Origin of the sequence: Streptomyces sp. NPDC006463 (assembly GCF_042870715.1) — a bacterium.
Lineage (GTDB): Bacteria > Actinomycetota > Actinomycetes > Streptomycetales > Streptomycetaceae > Streptomyces.
On the sequence record NZ_JBIAHP010000004.1, the window covers coordinates 370,083 to 389,718 of the forward strand.

The following is a 19,636-nucleotide window of genomic DNA, read 5'->3' on the forward strand; positions in this document are numbered from 1 at the left end:
CTCAGCCGCCGTCGTCGTCTAGGGGGACACGCTACGGGCGCGGGTGCGCTCAGTCCTCCACTTCGGCCCCGGTCCGTTCCGCAGCGGCCGGCGCCGCCGGGGCGGACTGGCGGGGCAGCCGGGCCGGGGCGAGCCCCGTCGTCGCCTTCGGCTCCGCCGGGCGCAGCTTGCGGTACACCCGGAACCCGAGCGCCAGCAGGCCCGCCGCCAGTGCGAACGGCAGCACGGCGGCCGCGGCGAGCACCAGGTACCGCACGAGCGTGGAGAACACCTTCCAGCCGCCGCTGAGGGCGTCGCCGAAGCCCGGCTCCTCCTTCTTCTCCTTCTCCACCCGCGGCGGGGCCGGCTCCGAGACCTCCAGGGTGATCGTCCCCAGCGAGGTCTGGTCCTTCAGCGCCGTCTGCTGAGCGAGCAGCGACTCCAGATCGGACTGGCGCCGGCTGAGTTCGCTCTCCAGCATCACCACCTCGCTCAGCGCCGAGGCCTTGCCCATCATCTCCCGCACCCGGGCCACGCTGGCCTGCTGGGACGCGACGCGGCTGCCGATGTCGGCGACCTTCTCGGTGACGTCCTGCGCGTCGACCTTGCGGTGCAGGAGCTTGCCGCTGCCTTCCATGGCACTGAGCACCGCGTCGTAGCGCTCGCCCGGCACCCGGAGGGTCAGCGTGGAGGTCATCCGGCCGTCCGCGCCGCGCCGGGTCGACTCGTTGCCGACGTAGCCGCCCGCGCCGTCGGCCGCCGAACGGGCCGCCGCGAGGGTCTTCTGGGCGTCCGCCGTCTCGATGCCGAGGGTCGCCGTACGGATGACGTTGGGGCGGACCGCGGGCTGCTGCTGCCCGTTCTTGTCGGCCGCTCCGGGCGCCGAGGCGGGGGGAGCCGCCGCCGCTCCCTGCGCGCCCTCCTGGGCCTTGCCGCCCTGGGCGGGCCGGGCCGCCGCCTTGTCGCCGGCGACGCCGGCCCGGCTCCCGTCGGCGCCGCAGCCCGTGAGCGCGAGGGCCCCGGCCAGGGACAGGGCGGCCAGGGCCGCCGCGGAGCGCTGTCTGTGCGGAGTGCGCATCGTGTCAAACCCCCGAGGTTCGGCTGGTGTTGCCGTTTCGACGTACAGAGTCCCGTCGCGGGTTTCACCTCCACGGTCCCGGGCCGGTCCCGATGCGGTCACGGTCCGGCGTCGGTGATGGGTCTGAGACGATGTGTCCATGCACGAAGCGGACATGCGTACGGATCGCCCCGGCCGGGCCCGGCACGTCGTGGTCATCGGCGGCGGCATCGCAGGCCTGGCGGCGGCCCACCGGCTGCTCGCCGACGGCGTGCGGGTCACGCTGCTGGAAGCCGGACCGCGGCTCGGCGGCAAGCTGTACGCCGGTGAGCTCGTCGGCGCTCCCGTCGACCTCGGCGCCGAATCCGTGCTCGCCCGCCGCCCCGAAGCCGTGGCCCTCGCCCGGGCCGTGGGCCTGGGTGACGCCCTGCAGCCGCCCGCCACGGCCACCGCCCACCTGTGGACGCGCGGCGCGCTGCGGCCCATGCCGCGCGGGCACGTCATGGGGGTGCCGGGCGACCTGGCGCCGCTCGCCGCCTCCGGGGTGCTCTCCGCGGAGGGCCTGGCCCGGGCCGAGGCCGAACGCACGCTGGCGCCCGCCGAGATCGGCGAGGACGTCGCCGTCGGCGAGTACGTCGCCGCCCGCCTGGGCCGCGAGGTCGTCGACCGGCTGGTGGAGCCCCTGCTCGGCGGGGTCTACGCGGGCGACGCCTACCGCATCTCCATGCGGGCGGCGGTGCCCCAGCTCTTCGAGGCCGCCCGGACGCACGCGCTGCTGGGCGACGGAGTACGGGAACTGCAGCTCCGGGTGCAGGCACAGCCCCAGTCGGCCGGTCCGGTCTTCGCCGGCATCGACGGCGGTGTCGGACGGCTCCCGCTCGCCGTGGCCGAGGCCTGCCGGTCCGCCGGAGCCCGGATCGCCACCGGTACCCCCGTACGCGAGGTCCTCCGTACGGCTGAAGGCTGGCGGGTCGTCGCGGGCTCCGAGGCCATCGAGGCCGACGGTGTGATCGTGGCCACCCCCGCCGGCCCCGCCGCCCGGCTGCTGGACGGGCTCGCACCGGCCGCCGCGGCCGAGCTGCGCGGGGTCGAGTACGCCTCCATGGCCCTGGTCACCATGGCCTTCCGGCGCTCCGACCTGCCGGTCTCCGTTACCGGGGGCGACGCGAGCGGGTTCCTCGTACCGCCCGTCGACGGCCGGACCATCAAGGCCTCCACCTTCTCCAGCAACAAGTGGGCCTGGGCCGGGGCCGATCCCGAGCTCTTCCTGCTGCGCACCTCCGTGGGCCGGTACGCCGACGAGGCGGATCTGAAACGGGAGGACGGGGAGCTGGTCGAGGTCTCGCTCGGCGACCTGGGCGCAGCCGTGGGCCTCGCGGCCCGGCCGGTGGCCTCGACGGTCACCCGCTGGGACGGCGGGCTGCCCCAGTACCCGGTCGGCCACCTCGGCCGGGTGGCCAGGATCCGCACCGCCGTCGCGGCCCTGCCCGGCCTCGCGGTGTGCGGTGCGCTCTACGACGGGGTGGGCATCCCGGCGTGCATCGCCAGCGCGGAGAAGGCGGCGGACGCGGTGATCGTCTCACTGGGGGCGGGTTCGGTACCCCTGGCACAGACCACTGATCGGCACACGGGACAATAGGCACATGACTGCTCCAGAGAAGATTCCCAACGCGGGGAAGAAGGCGAAGGACCTCAACGAGGTCATCCGCTACACCCTGTGGTCCGTCTTCAAGCTGAAGGACGTACTCCCGGAGGACCGCGCCGGTTTCGCCGACGAGGTCCAGGAGCTGTTCGACCAGCTGGCCGCCAAGGACATCACCGTCCGCGGCACCTATGACGTCTCCGGCCTGCGCGCCGACGCGGACATCATGATCTGGTGGCACGCGGAGACCGCGGACGAGCTGCAGACCGCGTACAACCTGTTCCGCCGCACCAAGCTGGGCCGCGCGCTGGAGCCGGTGTGGTCGAACATGGCCCTGCACCGCCCGGCCGAGTTCAACAAGTCGCACATCCCGGCCTTCCTGGCCGACGAGACCGCCCGCGACTACGTCAGCGTGTACCCCTTCGTGCGCAGCTACGACTGGTACCTGCTGCCCGACGAGGACCGTCGCCGCATGCTCGCCGACCACGGCAAGATGGCCCGTGGCTTCCCGGACGTGCGCGCCAACACCGTCGCCTCGTTCTCCCTGGGCGACTACGAGTGGCTGCTGGCCTTCGAGGCCGACGAGCTGTACCGCATCGTCGACCTCATGCGTCACCTGCGTGCCTCCGAGGCCCGTATGCACGTCCGTGAAGAGGTGCCCTTCTACACCGGACGCCGCAAGTCCGTCGCCGATCTGGTGGCCGGGCTCGCCTGATACCTCCCCTGGGGGGAAGGGCCGGAGGAACTGACTGACTCCTCCGGCGGATCGGGAGGCCCTGCCCCCGAAACGACGCAGCCGGAGATCCCGCCCGGAAGTTCAGACGACTGGCGGCAGCGGTGCCCTGTGGGCGCTCGCTGCCCGGTCGTCCAGCGACACCGGTGCGGGCTCCGGATGCGGCGGACACGTGACACGCCATCCCGCCGTGTCACCTGTCAGTAGATACCGCTCCACGTGACGGTCCACGCAGTCATTGCGTCCGCCGACCACTCCGTGGGTGCCGGACCCCTTCTCCGTGACCAGCGTGGCCTCGGCGCCCAGCCGCCGCTGGAGCTCCAGCGCGCCCGGGTACGGGGTCGCCCCGTCCCGTTCCGCCGCGACGATCAGCGTGCGAGGAAGCCGGTCCGGCTGCGCCCCGACGTCCACCGGCCGCTGCCGCGCGCGCACCGGCCAGTCGGCGCACGGCAGGTTCAGGAAGGCGTTGGCCCAGGTCTCGAAGGGGGCCGTACGGGCCAGTCCGGTGTTGTCGCGGTCCCAGGTCTCCCAGTCCGCGGGCCAGGGGGCGTCGTTGCACAGCACCGCCGTGTAGACGGCCGTCGCGTTCTCGGCCTCGGCCGCGGCCGCCGGGTCGGGAGCCGCCTGCCGTACGAGCTCCGCCGGATCACCGTGCAGGAACGACGCCAGGGCCGCCGCGCGGTCCGGCCACACGTCGTCGTAGTACGCGGCCTTGAGGTAGGCGCCCTGGAGCTCGCCGGTGCCGACGCGGCCGTCGGCGGGGGTGCGGGCCACCGCGTCCCGGACGCGCTCGTAGCTCGCCCGCACGGCCTCCGGCGTGGAGCCGAGGCCGTACGTGGCGTGGTGGCGGGCGACCCAGGCCCGGAAGTCGTACCAGCGGCGCTCGAACCCGAGTGCCTGGTCGAGGTTGTTGCGGTACCAGACGCGGCGCGGGTCGGGGTCGACCGCCGAGTCGAAGACCATGCGGCGGACGTGACCCGGGTACAGGGTGGCGTACACCGCGCCGAGGTAGGTCCCGTACGACGCGCCCATGAAGGTCAGCTTCTCCTCGCCGAGCGCGGCGCGCAGCACGTGCAGATCGCGGACGTTGTCCGGCGTCGTGTAGTACGGCAGGGCGGCGCCGGCCCGCCGCGCGCAGCCGCGTCCGTACGCCCGCGCCTCGGCGACGCGCCGCTCCTTGTACGCGGGGGAGGGCCGGACCGGGACCTGGGTGGGGCCCCCGGCGCGTGCGGCGCGGTCCCGGCAGGACAGCCGGGCGGAGCGTGCGACGCCGCGCGGGGCGTAGCCGACGAGGTCGTAGGCGGCGGCGATCCGCTCCCACCCGGGGAGTCCGGCGACGAGCGGGAAGTACATGCCGGAGGCGCCGGGTCCGCCGGGATTCTGGACGAGCGCGCCCTGGCGGGCGGCGCCGCGGGCACCGCTCGCCGGTACCCGGCTGACGGTCAGGGAGATCTGCGGGCCGTCGGGGCGGGCGTAGTCGAGCGGTACGCGCAGGATCGCGCAGCGCACGGGCGCGGGCAGCTCCTCGGCCGCGGGGCAGGCCCCGAAGCGGAGGCCGGAGGCGGCGGCGCGGCGGGCGGCGAGGCCGGCGCCGGCCGACTCGGCGGGGTGGGGTTCGGCGGCGGTGGCGGGGGCGGTGGCGGTGGCGGTGGCGCACAGCGTGAGGGAGAGGACCGCCGTTGCGGCTCCGTGGCGTACGAGTGCCGTCCACATGGCGACCCCTTCATCTCATCGGTCCGTCCGATGAAATTCCAGGGCCGCCTCCCTGTACAGGCCCGGCGCCGGGTGTCGGGATCCGTACCCCCCCTTGCCACGCGATCCGCCCCCGGTTGCCGTAGCGCTCCTCCTTCAGGCCGTCGAGCTCGGCGATACTGGCGGATCGGCGGCGCCGTGTACCGGAAAGCCGTACGGGGATCAGGAGCTGCTGCTGGAACAGCTGGAGCCGGACGAACTGCTGCAACTGGAACTGCTGCCCCCGGAACAGCTGGAACTGCCGCCCGAGCAACTGGAGCTACTGCTTCCGGAGCAGCTGGAGCCGCTGCCCCCACAGCTGCTGCCGGACGAGCCGCAGCCCGATCCCGAGCCACAGCTCGAACCGCCCCCGCCGCTCCCGCCGCCGTCGCTGCCGGCACACCAGACCACCGGCAGGACCTCGGCGGAGGACGTGTACGAGGATCCCCGGTCCGAGTCGTGCGGACGGGACCGCGACTGGGCCGCGGCCAGCCGGGTGCCGCGCGCGGCGGGCACCAGGTGCCCGCGCAGGTACGGGTCCCGCAGGCCCCGCAGGCCGAACAACGCGGTCTGCACGTGCGGGGTGCGGTCGTTCACGTGGCGCGCGCGGATGTCGCGCAGCGCCCGCCGCCCGGCCGGGGTGGTCCGCTGCCGGGCCCGCGCCGCGCAGATCCCGCCCACCACGATTCCGAGCAGCAGGACGGGCAGCACCTTGACGATGAACGGCACCTGCGTGCCGGATTCGACGGCGAACCCGACGAAGGTGAGCGGCAGCGACATCGGCACGAGGAATCCGCAGACCACGGCCTGGGTCAGACCCCAGCGCCGCCACGTCCGCCCCCATCCGGGCGGCGAGAGCAGCCCGCGGGCGGCCAGCGCGTCTCCGGTCTCCTGGACGGCCGGGTCGAGCATGGCGGCGTAGCGCAGCTGGTAGAGCCATCCCGAGGGCGCGCCGTGGTGGGCCTGCAGGACGGCGCGCTCGGCGGGGTCGCCCGCCCGCGCCCCGGGGCTCACGTGGACGATCCCGGGGCCGCCCATGATCAGCCTGCCGTCCCCGAGCATCGAGACGAGGGCGGTGTCCACGACGTTGCCGGGGCCGCCCGTCATGAACGCGGCCTCGGACAGGTCGTGGAGGACCGGCGCCGGTCCGGCCGACCGGGGCCGGGCCCGGCGCAGGCCGAGGAACAGCACGCCGCTGGAGGCGGCGACGGCGATCCAGATGGCGAGGGCGAGGACGTTCATGCCGCCCTCCCCACGAGGGCCCGGGCCCAGCGGGTCATCCGGCGGGGCGGTCGCGCCCCTGCCCGGTCGCGCCACCACGCCGTGAGCCGGCGCCGGGCGGCCGGGTCGGCCGGCAGGTCCTGGATCAGCAGGTGCTCGGCGAAGTCCAGCGCGTCCCGGCGGTATCCGCCGGTCATGGGACGGCCCTTGGCGTAGGCGAGGAAGGCGGTGCGGTACGGCTCGTCACCGCCCAGGATCGAGGGCAGCTCCGGAGCCAGCCTCGCCACCACGTCGGCCCGCTTGGCGGCCAGTGCCCGGGCCTGCACCCGGATCCGCTGCCGGTCGAACCCCTCGGGCACGGGGGTTCCGGCCACCAGCGCCGACAGCAGCGCGGCCTGCCCGAGCCCTACGCGGGTACGCGCGGCCCCGTCGTCCCCGGCAGGGCGGGGCTCCGCTGCGGCAACGGGCCGGTCGGGTGCGGAGGGTGCGACGGAGGCGGCGGGTCCGGCAGGGGCGGCGGGTGCCGTGGCCGGACCCGCCGTCAGTACCGCGCGGATCGCCGCCAGCTCGCCCGCCAGCTCCGGCTCCGGCGGGAAGTCGTCGTCGCGCTCCAGGAGGACGCCCGGCGGGTCAACCCGGGAGCGGAGCTCGGCGAGCACGTCGAGGACCACCGGCGGCACCGGGTGGGCGTGCGTGTCGTGCCAGACACCGCCCCGTTCGACCCCGCCCGCCACGTGCACGTACGCCAGCGCCTCCAGCGGGATCGCCTCCAGCACGGCGGCCGGGTCCTCGCCCCGGTTGACCCGGTTGGTGTGCAGGTTGGCCACGTCGATGAGCAGCCGCACGCCGGTGCGCTCGACCAGCTCCGTCAGGAACTGCCCCTCCGTCAGCTCCTCGCCCGGCCACGAGATCAGCGCGGCGATGTTCTCCAGCGCGAGCGGTACGGGCAGCGCGTCCTGCGCGACGCGTACGTTCTCGCACAGCACGTCCAGCGCGTCGCGCGTGCGCGGCACCGGCAGCAGGTGGCCGGCCTCCAGCGCGGGCGAGGAGGTGCGGACGAAGGCGATGTGCTCGGTGACGAGCGGCGCCCCCAGCGCCACCGCCCGTTCCCCGAGCGCAGCCAGCTTCGCCGGGTCGGGGCGGTCGGCGCCGCCGAGGCCCAGCGAGACCCCGTGCGGTACGACGCGGGTGCCCCGCTCGCGCAGCCTCAGCAGAGCCTCGGGCAGGTGGCCCGGGCAGATGTTCTCGGCCACCACCTCGACCCAGTCAAGGCCGGGCAGCCGCTCGACGGCGTCAGCGATCTCCGGCCGCCAGCCGATGCCCACCCCCAGGTGTGCCATGGGCTTCATCTCTTTCGCCCCCCTCCCGGCGCATCTCATCGCGCCGTGTGCCGAAGTGATGGCCCCGGCGGAGTCGAGCCAACCGCGAAGAGGGACGTTCAGAGCAACATTTGAGGTTCCGCCGGACCGGGAAGTCTGTCCGGACCGGGAAGTCCGTTCGAACGGGGAAGTGCGTCAGAGCCGGGCCCGCAGGGCCGGGTGGTCGGAGATCACCGTGGCGCTGCCGGGAGCGATCTCGGTGAAACCGGCATCGCGGACGACCGGCAGACCGCTGGTGCTCAGCTCCGCCCACCGCTCGCGTGACGCCGTCCGTACGGCCAGTGCGAAGCCGGACTCCTGCCAGGCGGCCCGCTCCTCCTCCGTCAGCTCCCACCACGCCAGCTGCGCCGCGTGCCCGGCCTGGGCCATCGCCTTGCCCGCCGACATGTCGACATCGGGGTTGAGCCACAGCACGGGCAGGTCCGGCCCGGTGGCCGCGGTGACCGGCTCCGGATCGTCCAGGTCGGTGCCCGACACCTGGAGCTTGGCGAGCTCCTTGGGCCAGCCGTCCAGGGGCACCGGCGGAAAGACCCGTACCTCCGAGGTGTCACCGTGCACCGTGACGCCGGGCAGCGTCTGCGCCTTGCGCCACTCCGCCCCGCGCGCCCGCCGGACCACCTTGCGGATCCGAGCGTCCTGCCAGTCACGGACGACCTCGGCCCACTCGCCCTCGCCCCGCGACCGCTCGTCGGCCAGCAGGACCAGCACCGCGCGGGCCGCCGTCTGAAGGGCGTCCGTCCGGGCGGGCGGCTCGGTCTTCTCGATCCGCACCACCAGCGGCAGGACGAACTGCGGGGCCTCGTCGCGCAGGACGTGCTCCTGCCGGAAGGGGCTGTCCGCCCCGACCGCGGGTACGCCGGTGGTGTCGTCGGTGTGCTGGCTGCTCATCCCGCCAAGGATGCCAGGCTCCGCCTTCAGGATGATGCCCCGGGTGGGCGCTCCGGGTGAGGATCGGGTCCATGAAGAGTGATCTTTTCGCGTCCGAGAACCTCGTCCAGGCAGCCGTCGCCCCCGGGATGACCCTGCAGAACGCCAAGTCCGTGAAGTACGCCGTCAACGGCGAGATGCTGGCTCGTCAGGGCTCGATGGTGGCCTTCCGCGGGAACCTCCAGTTCGAGCGCAAGGGTCAGGGCATAGGCGGCATGCTCAAGCGCGCCGTCACGGGCGAGGGCCTGGCGCTGATGTCCGTACGCGGCCAGGGCGAGGCCTGGTTCGCCCACGAGGCGGGCAACTGCTTCATCATCGACTTCGAGCCGGGCGACGCGCTGACCATCAACGGCCGCAACGTGCTCTGCTTCGACCCGACCCTGTCCTACGAGATCAAGATGGTGAAGGGCGCCGGCATGACCGGCGGCGGACTCTTCAACAGCGTCTTCACCGGCACCGGCAAGCTCGCCGTGGTCTGCGACGGCAACCCGATCATCATCCCGGTGACCCCGCAGGCCCCCGTGTACGTGGACACGGACGCGGTGGTCGGCTGGAGCGCCAAGCTGGAGACCGGCCTGCACCGCTCCCAGTCGGTCGGCTCGATGATCCGCGGCGGCTCCGGCGAGGCCGTCCAGCTGAAGCTGAGCGGCGAGGGCTTCGTCATCGTCCGGCCCAGCGAGGTGACCGAAGTGGCGGCGGGACACTGAAGCTGACCGCAGTGGGCCGCCGCTACGGACTGCGGCGGCCCTGGGTGCTGCGCGGGGTCGCACTGGACCTGCCGCCCGGCGCCCTGGTGCGCATCGAAGGCCGCAACGGCGGCGGCAAGTCCACCTTGCTGCGACTCGTGGCCGGGATCGACACCCCGACCGAGGGGCGGATCATCGGGCGCCCGCGCCGCACGGCGTACGTGCCCGAGCGTTTCCCGGCGGCGCTGCCGCTGACCGCGACGGCCTACCTGATTCACATGGGCCGCGTGCACGGGCTCGCTCGCGCGGCGGCGGCGGACCGGGCTGCCGAGTGGCTGGAGCGGTTCGGGGCCGCCGCGTACGCGCACACCCCCCTGGCCGAACTCTCCAAGGGGAGCAGTCAGAAGGTGGCCGTCGCCCAGGCCCTGCTCGCCGAACCCGGGCTGCTCGTCCTCGACGAGGCGTGGACCGGGCTCGACGCGCCGGCCCGCGCCGAGCTGGACCGGGCCGTCGCCGAGCGGACCGCCGCCGGAGGCACCGTGGTCTTCGTCGACCACGACCCCGCGCGGCTCGCCGGGGCGGCCGATGCGCACCACCGGGTCGAGGGGGTCGCGCTGGTCCCCGTACGGGAGCCCGCCCATGCGGGGCCGTACGTACGGATCGAGGCCGTCGGACCGCCCGGCGCCGAACCGCCCCCCGGCCTGGCCGCCGAGCCCGCGCCCGGCGGCGGCCTGCGGCTGACCGTGCCCGCCGCCCGGTCCGACGCGGTGCTGCGCGAACTGCTCACCGCCCGCCCGTCCTGGCACATCCGCGACGTCCGGGAGCCGGCGTGACCGGTCTGCTGCGCTACCAGGGCGCCCTGCTGCTGCGCTCGCAGCGCTGGCTCGCGCCCGTGCTGCTGTACGCCGCCTTCGTGGCCGTCGGGGTGCGCCCGGGGGACCCGGTGCTCGACTCGCTGGGGTACGCGGCCGCGGCGCTGGTCCCGGTGGCCGCCTGGCTGGTGCGGGTCTGCGTGACCAACGAACCCGACGCCGCCCGTGACTGCGCCGCCGCCGCTGCCGGTCCGCTGCGGGTGCACGCGGCGGCCCTGCTCACCGCGCTGGGCGGTGCTCTGTTCGCAGGGGCGGCGGCCACCGCCGCGGTGCTGCTGATCGGCCGGCGGGAGCCCGGGGCGGGCCCGGCCGCGGCCGCCCTGGCCGGGGCCGCGGGCGTACTGGTGTGCGCCCTGACCGGGGTGGCCGTGGGCGCGCTGTGCAGCCGGCCGCTGCTGAGGGCCCCCGGCTACGCGGTCCCGGCGGCGGGCCTCGGCTGCCTGCTGGCCGTGGTCACCGCGGGCTCCCCGGCCCGGGTGGCGGTGACGGGGCTGGTCACGGGCTCGGCGCAGCCGGCGGCGGGCGCCCTGGCCGGGGCGCTGGCGCTGGCCTGCGCTGCGGGCGCCCTGGCCTGCCGGGCCGCCGCGCGGCGGGGCTGAGTACGCTCGTACGCATGGACCAGCCTGAACAGGACGCGTCGTACTGCCCCGCCCCGGCGGCCCCCGCCCCGGCCGTGGCGGGGCCGCCGTACGCCGACTGCGTGGAGTGCGGCCGGCCCACCGAGTACGGGGTCGCGACCCCGGGCGTGGTGCTCTGCCCCGTGTGCGAATGGCAGGAAGCGCAGCGCACTGCCTGCTCCGGCTGAAACCGGCTCGCTACTTCCCGATCAGCTCGGAGACCTTCACGAAGCGGTAGCCGCGCTTGCGCAGCTCCGGGACGATCTTCCGGACGGCCTCCTCGGTGACCGGCGCCGCGCTGCGCGTGCAGTGCATGACCACCACCGAGCCGGGCTTCACGCCCGCGAGCACCTGCTCGGCCACCGCGGCCGGGTCCTTCGCGAAGGCGTCCCCGCTGACCACGTCCCACTGGACGGCCGTCACCTTGGCCGTGGACAGGGCCCGCAACGCCTGGTCGTCGTAGCATCCGCCGGGAAAGCGGAAGTACGGGACGGTGTTGACCGCCCCCGCCTTGTGGAAGGCGGCGAAGGCCCGGTCCACGTCGGCGCGGGCGGCGGCGCCGTCGAGCGCGGGCAGCCCGTAGCAGGGGGACTTGAAGGCGTAGTGGCTGTACGAGTGGTTCGCGATCTCGAAGTTCGCGTCCGTGCCGATGGATTTCGCCTGGTCCGGGTACTCCTCGGCCCAGCGGCCCGTCATGAAGATCGTCGACGGCACCTTCAGGGTGCGCAGAGTGGAGATCAGCTGAGGGTTGTCGAAGTGCTCCCCGTCCGCGGCGCGCGGCCCCTGATCGGCGGTCATGTCGGCGTCGAAGGTCAGCGCCACGGTCTTGTCGCCGCTCTGCTTCGCCCGTTCGAACACCGGGGTCAGGCCGCCCGGGCCGGGTGCCATGGTCGGGGCCTTGCCGGGTGCGCCGGGCTGCGGGGCGGCGGAGGCGCTGTTCTGCGGGGACGCGGTGGGCGCGCCGGAGGCAGGGGCGGCGGGGGCCGAGGCGGCGGGGGTGCCCATACGGGCTTCGCGGCCGGCGTCCGACGCGGTGCCGCCCCCGCAGCCCGCGAGGGCGGCACCCAGCGCCGCCGTGACAGCCGTGGCAGCAACTTTTCGTACGGAAATGGTCACGTACGCAAACTATATGACTATCCGATAAGAAGCCTCACGATAGGCGGTCAAACGGACGTCACCCTGTCACTGCCAGGGGCCGGTCACCGCGAACGTGGTCCCCGGGGCGTAGGCGTTGACGTACATCGTCCGCCCGTCGGGGGAGAACGTGACCCCGGCGAACTCGCCCCACTCCGGGGTGCCCGGCCGCCCGATGTCCTCGGCGTTGCGGGCCACCGGATAGACCTCGCCGCCGACCGTCACCCCGAACACGTACTGCGCCCCGCCGCCGTCCTCACACACCATCAGCCCGCCGTCCGGGGCCAGGCAGATGTTGTCTGGGGAGTCCCCGGGCAGCTGGACGTCGGTGGCCGGGCCGAACAGCACGTCCAGCCGGAGTCGGGCCCGCAGCGGGTCGTAGAACCACACCTGCCCGTGGTGGTCGGCTCCCGCGCCCTCTCGGGTACGGGCGTAGCTGGAGACGAAGTGGACGCCCGGCCGCCGCGCGGCGGTGCCCCAGTAGCAGCCCTCCAGCTTCTGCGCGTGGGTGATCCCGCCCGGCCCGAAGTCCTGGAACCGGATCGAGGTCCCGGCCGCCGAGGGATCCGGTACGGGGACCCACTCCACGGGGAACTCGGCACCGGGCTCGTCCACCACCGCCAGGTCCGCCAGCCCCGGCACGCGCAGCGCCTCCAGGGCGCCGCCGGCCCGCAGTGAGCCGGGTCCGCCGAGGGGGCGGGCGGGCAGGAAGCGGTAGAACAGACCGAACGGCTCGACGAAGGCGTCCTCGGTCTCGTACACGACCCCGCGGTACGGGTCCACGGCGACGGCCTCGTGCGCGAAACGGCCCATCGCCGTGAGCGGGACCGGGCCGCAGCGGTGGGGGTCCGCGGGGTCCACCTCGAAGACGTAGCCGTGGTCCTCGGTGTAGCCCGAGGTGCCCGCGCGGTCCTCGGTCTCCTCGCAGCTCAGCCAGGTGTTCCAAGGGGTCCGGCCGCCCGCGCAGTTGACGGCCGTACCGGCGAGGGCGACCCGCTCGCCGGTCACCGCGCCCGCCGGGTCGAGCTCCAGGACGGTGCAGCCGCCGAGGGCGCGGGGGTCGTAGGTGAGCCCGTCGACGGCGGGGACGCGCAAGGCGGCCGTGGTGCGGTTCTCGTGGTTGCGGACCAGCCGCACGCGGCCGCCGCCGGCGCCGAAGGCGGCCATGCCGTCGCAGTTGGCGGGGACGGCGCCCTCGCCGGAGCGCAGCCGGTCGCCCGCGCGGGAGAGCACCCGGTAGGTGAACCCCGCGGGCAGGTCGAGCAGCCCGCGCGGATCGGGCAGGAGCGGCCCGTACCCCCGGGTCGGCCGGGCGGCTCCGGCCCGTCCGGTGAAGAGGGCGCCGAGCGCCCCGCTGAAGACGATCCCGCCCGCGGCGAGCAGGCTGCGTCGGGTCACGGACATGGGCAACTCCCCGTGGCGGAACTGGAGATGTTCCCCCAGCTGCCGCTGGGGGTGCCCCCCTGGCCCGTGGTACCACGGGGCACGCTCCGGCGGGGCGCGCCCCGCCGGAGCCGTGGCGGATCAGACGAGCTTGGCGCTCAGGGTGATCGTCGTGCCGGTCAGGGCCTGGCTGACCGGGCAGTTCTTCTTCGCGTCCTCGGCGGCGGCGACAAAGGCGTCGCTGTCCAGACCCGGGACCTCGCCCTCGGTGGTGAGGTGGATGCCGGTGATGCCCTTGCCGGGCACGAAGGTGACCGCGGCCGAGGTGGTCAGCTTGGCCGGCGGATTGCCGGCCTTCGCCAGTACGTTCGAGAAGGCCATGTTGAAGCAGCTGGAGTGCGCGGCGGCGATGAGCTCCTCCGGGCTGGTCCGCCCGTTCGCCGCCTCGTCGGTGCGTGCGGGCCAGGAGACGGGGTAGTTGCCGAGGCCGGACGAGTCGAGGGTGACGACGCCCTTGCCCTGGAGCAGGTCGCCTTCCCAGACGGCGTGTGCGTTGCGTGTGGCGGCCATGGTGGATCCCTTCGCAGAAGTGGAAACAGCCGGACCCCACGAACGGCCCGGCGTGCCCAAACCTACTGCGAGACCAGGGGCTTCGCGTCGCGTGCCAGCGCGGTGAGCCGCGAGATGGCGCGGAAGTACTTCTTGCGGTAGCCGCCGTTCAGCATCTCGTCACTGAAGAGCCGGTCGAAGGGGACCCCGGAGGCCAGGACCGGGACCTCGCGGTCGTACAGGCGGTCGGCCAGTACCACCAGCCGCAGGGCCGTCGACTGGTCCGGCACCGGGCCGACGTCGGTCAGGCAGACCGCGGATATCCCGTCGGTCAGCGCGCCGTAGCGGCTCGGGTGGACCCGGGCCAGGTGGTCGAGCAGGCCGGGGAAGTCGTCCAGGCTCGCGCCCTCGGTCGCGTACGCGGCCTTGGTGACCTGCTCGTCGGAGAAGGGGGCCGGAGCCTCCGGCAGGCCGCGGTGGCGGTAGTCCTGGCCGTCGATCCGCAGCGGCCGGAAGTGCGCCGACAGCCCCTGGATCTCGCGCAGGAAGTCGGCGGCGGCGAAGCGGCCCTCGCCGAGCTTGCCGGGCAGCGTGTTGGAGGTGGCGGCCAGCGCCACGCCCTGCTCGACCAGGCGGCTGAGCAGCGAGGACACCAGGACTGTGTCGCCCGGGTCGTCGAGTTCGAACTCGTCGATGCACAGCAGCCGGTGCCCGCCCAGGGTCTGCACCGTCTGCTGGAAGCCGAGCGCGCCGACCAGGTTGGTCAGCTCCACGAAGGTGCCGAAGGCCTTGAGCGCGGGCTCGGCCGGGGTGGCGTGCCACAGGGAGGCGAGCAGGTGGGTCTTGCCGACGCCGTAGCCGCCGTCGAGGTAGACCCCGCGCGGGGCGGTGGGGGCGGCCGGCTTCTTGGCGAACCAGCGCCGCTTGCCCGCGCCGGTGGCGTGCGCGCCGCCGAGGCCCGCCGCGAAACCGCTGAGCACCGTGACGGCCTCGGCCTGGCTCGGCTGGGACGGGTCCGGGTTGTACGTGTCGAAGCGCACCGAGTCGAAACGCGGGGGCGGCACCATCTCGGCCACCAGCCGTTCGGCGGGCACCCGCGGCTCGCGGGCGCACAGGGCCTGGGGTCCCGCATCGGCTATCGGGGGACGACCGGACGGGGCACCGGAGGTGGAGAGTGATGTTGACACAGCACTTAACTCTACGGGGCGTGGCACACTGCACCGATGCGACGCCTGTTCCCTGTGACCGATCAGACACCAGCCTCGTCCCAGGCCCCGGCCGACCGGGAGTGGTCGCTGGACGAGCTCGCGGAGGCGTACGAGTACCCCGCTCTGGGCGAGGGTGCCCACTGGCTGCGGGCGAACATGGTCTCCACCCTGGACGGCGCGGCCCAGCACGACGGCCGTTCGCAGCCCATCTCCGGCGAGACCGACATGCGGATCTTCGGCACCCTGCGGGCGCTGGCCGATGTGGTGGTCGTCGGCGCGGAAACGGTTCGCCAGGAGGGCTACCGCCCGGCCCGCGCGCGGGAGGCCTTCGCCGCCCGCCGTGCGGCCGCCGGACAGGGCCCCGCCCCCGCCATCGCGGTGGTCACCGCGAGCCTGGACCTCGACTTCACGCTGCCCCTGTTCACCTCCCCGCTCGCGCCGACCCTGGTGGTCACCGGGGCCGCCGCGCCCGCGGACCGGGTGGCCGCGGCCCGCGCGGCCGGTGCCGAGGTCGTGGTGGCGGGCGACGGGGCGGGCGTGGACCCGGCCCGCGCGGTACGGGAGCTCGCCGGGCGGGGGCTGCGCCGCCAGCTCACCGAGGGCGGGCCACGGCTCCTGGGCCAGTTCGTGGCCGCCGACGCGCTGGACGAGCTGTGCCTGACGATCTCGCCGATGCTCACCGCCGGGGACGCCCAGCGGATCGCCGGCGGCCCCTCCGTCACGGTTCCGCACCGGCTCGCGCCGGCGTGTGTACTGGAAGAGGCCGGGTTCCTCTTCACGAGCTACCGTCGGATCTGACAAGGGGCGGAATTTGTCGTTCCGCTTAGCTTTCGCTGGGCACATATACCTGCGCAGGCCCCGTGCGACAGCGGGGCAGGATGGTTTCCGCAGGGGCCGGCCGGCCGGCCTCGGCCCATGAAGGAGAGGGCGTCCGTGTTCACGAGCGTATTGATGATCGAGCAGCCGCTGACCACGGTGGACGTGGACTTCGTCACCACCCTGCACGGAGACGACCAGGTCTCCTTCGTCGTCCTCATGCAACCCCGGGGCGACCAGGACCGACTGCTGCGCGCCATCGACGACGTAGCGCTCGGCGAGCTCCCCGAGGCCATCCGCGAGGGCGACGAGCCCGAGGGCGAGGCCGCCCGCGGCCCCGCGGCGCACGCCCTCGCGCACTCCCTGAACGCCCTGCGCCAGAAGGGCGCCAACGCCACCGGGCAGCTCATCGGGGACCACCCGCTCGACAAACTGAAGACCGTCGTGGAGGAGAGCGGGGCCGACGAGGTGATCGTCCTGACCGCCCCGCACTTCGTGGAGGAGTTCTTCCACCGGGACTGGGCCTCCCGGGCCCGCCACAAGGTGGGCGTTCCGGTGCTCAAGCTCTTCGCCCACAACGAATAGGCTGGGCGGGCACAGCCCACGCGCACACGTACAGCACTCGATCCTGGAGCGACCTGAATGAAGCCCGGCCTGCCGACCGCCATGGAACGGCCCCACTTCATCGGCATCGGCGGCGCCGGCATGTCCGGCATCGCGAAGATCCTGGCCCAGCGCGGCGCGCAGGTGGCCGGCAGCGACAGCAAGGGGGACTCCGAGACCGCCCAGGCGCTGCGGGCGCACGGCGCCACGGTCCACGGCGGCCACGCCCCCGGCAACCTCGCCGACGACTCCACCTGCGTGGTCGTCTCCAGCGCCATCCGCGCCGACAACCCCGAGCTGGCGCGCGCCGCCGAGCTCGGCATCCCCGTGGTGCACCGCTCCGACGCGCTGGCCGCGCTGATGGACGGGCTGCGGCCGATCGCCGTCGCCGGTACGCACGGCAAGACGACCACCACCTCGATGCTGGCGGTGTCCCTGTCGGCACTGGGCCTGGACCCCTCGTACGCCATCGGCGGCGACCTGGACGCCCCCGGCTCCAACGCCCACCACGGCGAGGGCGACATCTTCGTCGCCGAGGCGGACGAGAGCGACCGCACGTTCCACAAGTACAGCCCGCAGGTCGCGATCATCCTCAACGCGGAGCTCGACCACCACGCGAACTACGCGTCGATCGAGGAGATCTACGAGTCCTTCGAGACCTTCGTCTCCAAGGTCGTGCCCGGCGGCACGCTCGTCGTCGCCCACGGCCAGGAGGGCGCGGCCGAGATCGCCCGCCGGGTCGCGGGCCGGGAGGGCCTGAGCGTCGTCACGTACGGCGAGGAGCCCGAGGCCGACGTCCGCATCACGAAGGTCACCCCGCGCGGGCTGACCAGCGAGGTCACGGTCGTCCTCGACGGCCGGATGCTCACCTTCACCGTCTCCGTGCCCGGCCGCCACTACGCGCACAACGCCGTCGCGGCGCTGGCCGCCGGTGTGGCCCTCGGCATCCCGGCGCACAACCTCGCCTCGGCCCTCGGCAAGTACACCGGGGTCAAGCGCCGCCTCCAGCTCAAGGGCGAGGCGGCCGGCGTCCAGGTGATCGACTCCTACGCGCACCACCCCACGGAGATGACCGCCGACCTGGAGGCCATCCGCGGCGCCGCCGGGGACTCCCGCATCCTGGTCGTCTTCCAGCCCCACCTCTTCTCCCGCACCCAGGAGCTGGGCAAGGAGATGGGCCAGGCCCTGGCCCTGGCCGACGCCTCGGTGGTCCTCGACATCTACCCGGCCCGCGAGGACCCGATCCCCGGCGTCACCAGCGAGCTGATCATCGCCGCCGCCCGGGCCGCGGGCGCCGACGTCACCGCCGAGCACTCCAAGGAGGCCGTCGCCGACGTCATCGCGGGAATGGCCAAGCCCGGTGATCTCGTTCTCACCATGGGCGCGGGCGACGTCACCGATCTGGGACCGCAGATCCTCGCCCGCCTGTCGAACTGAGGGAGCGGGAACGTCATGGCGTACGAGGTCGAGAAGACGGACGAGCAGTGGCAGGCGGAGCTGACCCCGTCCGAGTACCAGGTGCTGCGCCTCGCGGGCACCGAGCCGGCCTTCCGCGGTGAGTACACGGACACCAAGACGGAAGGCGTCTACTCCTGTCGCGGCTGTGGGGCCGAGCTGTTCCGCTCCTCGGAGAAGTTCGAGTCGCACTGCGGCTGGCCGTCCTTCTTCGACCCGAAGGACACCGAGGCCGTCGAGCTGATCGCCGACACCTCGCACGGCATGGTCCGCACCGAGGTCCGCTGCGCGAAGTGCGGCTCCCACCTCGGCCACGTCTTCGAGGGCGAGGGCTACCCGACCCCGACGGACCAGCGGTACTGCATCAACTCCATCTCCCTGCGGCTCACCCCCGCGGAGGGCTGAGGGCCCGCGGGCACGGCGGGCGGCCCCAGGCCGCCCGCCACCCGCAGGAACGGGCCGGACGGGACCCGGACCGGCCTGGCGGGCCGGGCGGGCGGGGCCTGCGGTCACCCGGCCCGGTGCGGGGGAGACACCAGGTCGGGCGTGATCGCGTGCACCGACGGGGCGCCCGCCAGGGCCATGGACTCGGCGAGGCCGGCCCGGTAGGACTCGAAGAGCGATCGGACCCCCTCGGATCCGCCGGTCGCCAGGGCCCAGAGCACGGGCCGCCCCACCAGGACGGCCCGCGCGCCGAGGGCCAGCGCGGTCAGCACGTCCGTACCGGTGTGGATCCCGCCGTCGACCAGGACCGGGACGCGGTCGCCGACCGCACGGACCACCTCGGGCAGGGCTGCGGCCGTGGACACGGAGCGGTCCAGCTGGCGGCCGCCGTGGTTGGAGACGATCACGCCCGCCGCTCCCGCGTCCACGCAGGCCGTGGCGTCGTCCGGCCGCAGAACGCCCTTGACCAGCACGGGGAGACCGGACTCCCGGGCGAGCCGGGCGATGGTCTCCGGGCCGATCGAGGGGTCCTGTTCCCATGAACTGCTGCGGGTGTCCAGGCCCACGTCGCGGCTGAGCCGGTCCTGCGCGGACAGCGGCAGCGGCCGCCGGACCCGGGGTTTGGCGGCCACGTACGGGGCGTCGACGGTCAGCACCAGGGCCCGGGCGCCCGCCGCCGCGGCCCGCTCGACCTGGCTCCGGGTCAGCTTCCCGTCGCGCAGGGCGTACACCTGGAACCACCACGGTCCGGCAGCGGCCGCCACGTCCTCCACCTCGCGCGTGGCCCTGGACGAGAGGACCAGCAGCGAGCCGGCCCCGGCCACGCCCCGGGCGGTCGCGACCTCGCCCGCCGGGTCCGCCATCGAGTGGAAGGCGGTGGGGGCGGCGATCACGGGCGAGGCCAGCTCGGTGCCGAGTATCGCGACCGACGTGTCCAGCTCGGAGACATCGCGCAGTATGCGCGGCTTCAGCCGGTATTCCTGCCAGGCCCGATGGGCCTCGCCGAGGCTGATCTCCTCGCCGGAACCCGCCGAATAGAAGTCGTAGGCGGCGCAGTCCAGACGCTCGCGTGCCGCTTCCTCAAGCTCCGCAACGCTGAGAGTTGTCCGGTTGATCACGTTGTGAATCTCCCTGTCCCTCGGGTCGGTCAGGGAGATCCTGCCTGAAGTCCTCCCGGCTGACCGCCGTCCGGAGCGACCC

At 74.1% G+C, this 19,636-nt stretch carries 20 protein-coding genes; 10 read left to right on the forward strand and 10 right to left on the reverse strand.

Features of this window, described 5'->3' with window-relative positions; all coding sequences use genetic code 11:
• Nucleotides 1–49 precede the first annotated feature (49 nt).
• Nucleotides 50–1,057: a DUF4349 domain-containing protein gene (locus ACFYOB_RS10635; protein WP_388557512.1), complete on the reverse strand. Its 1,008-nt coding sequence runs from the start codon at nucleotides 1,055–1,057 to the stop codon at nucleotides 50–52.
• A gap of 139 nt (nucleotides 1,058–1,196) precedes the next feature.
• Here ACFYOB_RS10635 and hemG point away from each other — a divergent pair, with 139 nt between their 5' ends.
• Both hemG and hemQ read left to right on the forward strand, forming a co-directional pair.
• Nucleotides 1,197–2,675 carry a protoporphyrinogen oxidase gene (gene hemG, locus ACFYOB_RS10640; protein ID WP_388557515.1) on the forward strand — a complete coding sequence of 493 codons (1,479 nt, stop codon included), beginning with the start codon at nucleotides 1,197–1,199 and terminating at the stop codon, nucleotides 2,673–2,675.
• Between the two features lie 4 nt (nucleotides 2,676–2,679).
• Nucleotides 2,680–3,393: a hydrogen peroxide-dependent heme synthase gene (hemQ, locus tag ACFYOB_RS10645; RefSeq protein ID WP_362390629.1), complete on the forward strand. Its 714-nt coding sequence runs from the start codon at nucleotides 2,680–2,682 to the stop codon at nucleotides 3,391–3,393.
• A gap of 102 nt (nucleotides 3,394–3,495) precedes the next feature.
• Here hemQ and ACFYOB_RS10650 read toward each other — a convergent pair whose 3' ends face one another.
• The 4 genes from ACFYOB_RS10650 to ACFYOB_RS10665 all read right to left on the reverse strand — a co-directional run bounded on the left by ACFYOB_RS10650 (nucleotide 3,496) and on the right by ACFYOB_RS10665 (nucleotide 8,630).
• Nucleotides 3,496–5,124, reverse strand: a complete 1,629-nt coding sequence (locus ACFYOB_RS10650; RefSeq protein ID WP_388557519.1) for an alpha/beta hydrolase — start codon at nucleotides 5,122–5,124, stop codon at nucleotides 3,496–3,498.
• A 201-nt stretch (nucleotides 5,125–5,325) separates the two neighbouring features.
• A complete protein-coding gene (locus ACFYOB_RS10655) occupies nucleotides 5,326–6,384 on the reverse strand; it encodes a TIGR04222 domain-containing membrane protein (RefSeq protein WP_388557522.1) in 1,059 nt (352 codons plus the stop codon).
• On the reverse strand, nucleotides 6,381–7,712 hold the full coding sequence (locus ACFYOB_RS10660) for a DUF692 domain-containing protein (protein ID WP_388557525.1): 1,332 nt from the start codon (nucleotides 7,710–7,712) through the stop codon (nucleotides 6,381–6,383). Before ACFYOB_RS10660 ends, ACFYOB_RS10655 begins: the two co-directional genes overlap by 4 nt.
• A gap of 165 nt (nucleotides 7,713–7,877) precedes the next feature.
• Nucleotides 7,878–8,630 carry an aminoacyl-tRNA hydrolase gene (locus tag ACFYOB_RS10665; RefSeq protein ID WP_388557528.1) on the reverse strand — a complete coding sequence of 251 codons (753 nt, stop codon included), beginning with the start codon at nucleotides 8,628–8,630 and terminating at the stop codon, nucleotides 7,878–7,880.
• Between the two features lie 71 nt (nucleotides 8,631–8,701).
• Between ACFYOB_RS10665 and ACFYOB_RS10670 the strand changes: the two genes are divergently transcribed.
• Genes ACFYOB_RS10670 through ACFYOB_RS10685 form a run of 4 tightly spaced genes read left to right on the forward strand, consistent with a single transcriptional unit; the run spans nucleotide 8,702 to nucleotide 11,032 of the window.
• Nucleotides 8,702–9,376 (forward strand): AIM24 family protein, encoded by a 675-nt coding sequence (locus tag ACFYOB_RS10670; protein WP_328928242.1) that lies wholly within the window; start codon nucleotides 8,702–8,704, stop codon nucleotides 9,374–9,376.
• Entirely contained in the window at nucleotides 9,373–10,188 is an 816-nt protein-coding gene (locus tag ACFYOB_RS10675; protein ID WP_388557694.1) for an ATP-binding cassette domain-containing protein, read from the forward strand. Before ACFYOB_RS10670 ends, ACFYOB_RS10675 begins: the two co-directional genes overlap by 4 nt.
• Nucleotides 10,185–10,826, forward strand: a complete 642-nt coding sequence (locus ACFYOB_RS10680; RefSeq protein WP_328928243.1) for an ABC transporter — start codon at nucleotides 10,185–10,187, stop codon at nucleotides 10,824–10,826. Before ACFYOB_RS10675 ends, ACFYOB_RS10680 begins: the two co-directional genes overlap by 4 nt.
• A gap of 14 nt (nucleotides 10,827–10,840) precedes the next feature.
• Nucleotides 10,841–11,032 (forward strand): hypothetical protein, encoded by a 192-nt coding sequence (locus ACFYOB_RS10685; protein ID WP_388557531.1) that lies wholly within the window; start codon nucleotides 10,841–10,843, stop codon nucleotides 11,030–11,032.
• Nucleotides 11,033–11,042: 10 nt separating this feature from the next.
• Here ACFYOB_RS10685 and ACFYOB_RS10690 read toward each other — a convergent pair whose 3' ends face one another.
• From ACFYOB_RS10690 to zapE, 4 genes are all read right to left on the reverse strand, one after another.
• Nucleotides 11,043–11,960, reverse strand: a complete 918-nt coding sequence (locus tag ACFYOB_RS10690; RefSeq protein ID WP_388557534.1) for a polysaccharide deacetylase family protein — start codon at nucleotides 11,958–11,960, stop codon at nucleotides 11,043–11,045.
• 66 nt (nucleotides 11,961–12,026) lie between these two features.
• The gene (locus tag ACFYOB_RS10695) at nucleotides 12,027–13,382 is read right to left on the reverse strand and encodes an alkaline phosphatase PhoX (protein ID WP_388557537.1); all 1,356 of its coding nucleotides are present in this window, start codon (nucleotides 13,380–13,382) and stop codon (nucleotides 12,027–12,029) included.
• A 120-nt stretch (nucleotides 13,383–13,502) separates the two neighbouring features.
• Nucleotides 13,503–13,931: an OsmC family protein gene (locus ACFYOB_RS10700; RefSeq protein ID WP_328928247.1), complete on the reverse strand. Its 429-nt coding sequence runs from the start codon at nucleotides 13,929–13,931 to the stop codon at nucleotides 13,503–13,505.
• Nucleotides 13,932–13,993: 62 nt separating this feature from the next.
• The gene (gene zapE / locus ACFYOB_RS10705) at nucleotides 13,994–15,097 is read right to left on the reverse strand and encodes a cell division protein ZapE (protein ID WP_388557541.1); all 1,104 of its coding nucleotides are present in this window, start codon (nucleotides 15,095–15,097) and stop codon (nucleotides 13,994–13,996) included.
• Nucleotides 15,098–15,133: 36 nt separating this feature from the next.
• On the opposite strand from zapE, the gene ACFYOB_RS10710 reads away from it, so the two are divergent.
• The 4 genes from ACFYOB_RS10710 to msrB all read left to right on the forward strand — a co-directional run bounded on the left by ACFYOB_RS10710 (nucleotide 15,134) and on the right by msrB (nucleotide 18,397).
• The gene (locus ACFYOB_RS10710) at nucleotides 15,134–15,916 is read left to right on the forward strand and encodes a pyrimidine reductase family protein (RefSeq protein ID WP_388557544.1); all 783 of its coding nucleotides are present in this window, start codon (nucleotides 15,134–15,136) and stop codon (nucleotides 15,914–15,916) included.
• Between the two features lie 135 nt (nucleotides 15,917–16,051).
• Nucleotides 16,052–16,519 carry an indole-3-glycerol phosphate synthase gene (locus ACFYOB_RS10715; RefSeq protein WP_388557547.1) on the forward strand — a complete coding sequence of 156 codons (468 nt, stop codon included), beginning with the start codon at nucleotides 16,052–16,054 and terminating at the stop codon, nucleotides 16,517–16,519.
• Between the two features lie 57 nt (nucleotides 16,520–16,576).
• Entirely contained in the window at nucleotides 16,577–17,974 is a 1,398-nt protein-coding gene (murC, locus tag ACFYOB_RS10720; protein WP_388557550.1) for a UDP-N-acetylmuramate--L-alanine ligase, read from the forward strand.
• Between the two features lie 15 nt (nucleotides 17,975–17,989).
• Nucleotides 17,990–18,397 carry a peptide-methionine (R)-S-oxide reductase MsrB gene (msrB, locus tag ACFYOB_RS10725; protein WP_388557553.1) on the forward strand — a complete coding sequence of 136 codons (408 nt, stop codon included), beginning with the start codon at nucleotides 17,990–17,992 and terminating at the stop codon, nucleotides 18,395–18,397.
• Nucleotides 18,398–18,501: 104 nt separating this feature from the next.
• Here msrB and ACFYOB_RS10730 read toward each other — a convergent pair whose 3' ends face one another.
• Complete coding sequence (locus ACFYOB_RS10730) at nucleotides 18,502–19,554, reverse strand: alpha-hydroxy acid oxidase (protein ID WP_388557556.1); 1,053 nt, start codon at nucleotides 19,552–19,554, stop codon at nucleotides 18,502–18,504.
• Nucleotides 19,555–19,636: the final 82 nt, after the last annotated feature.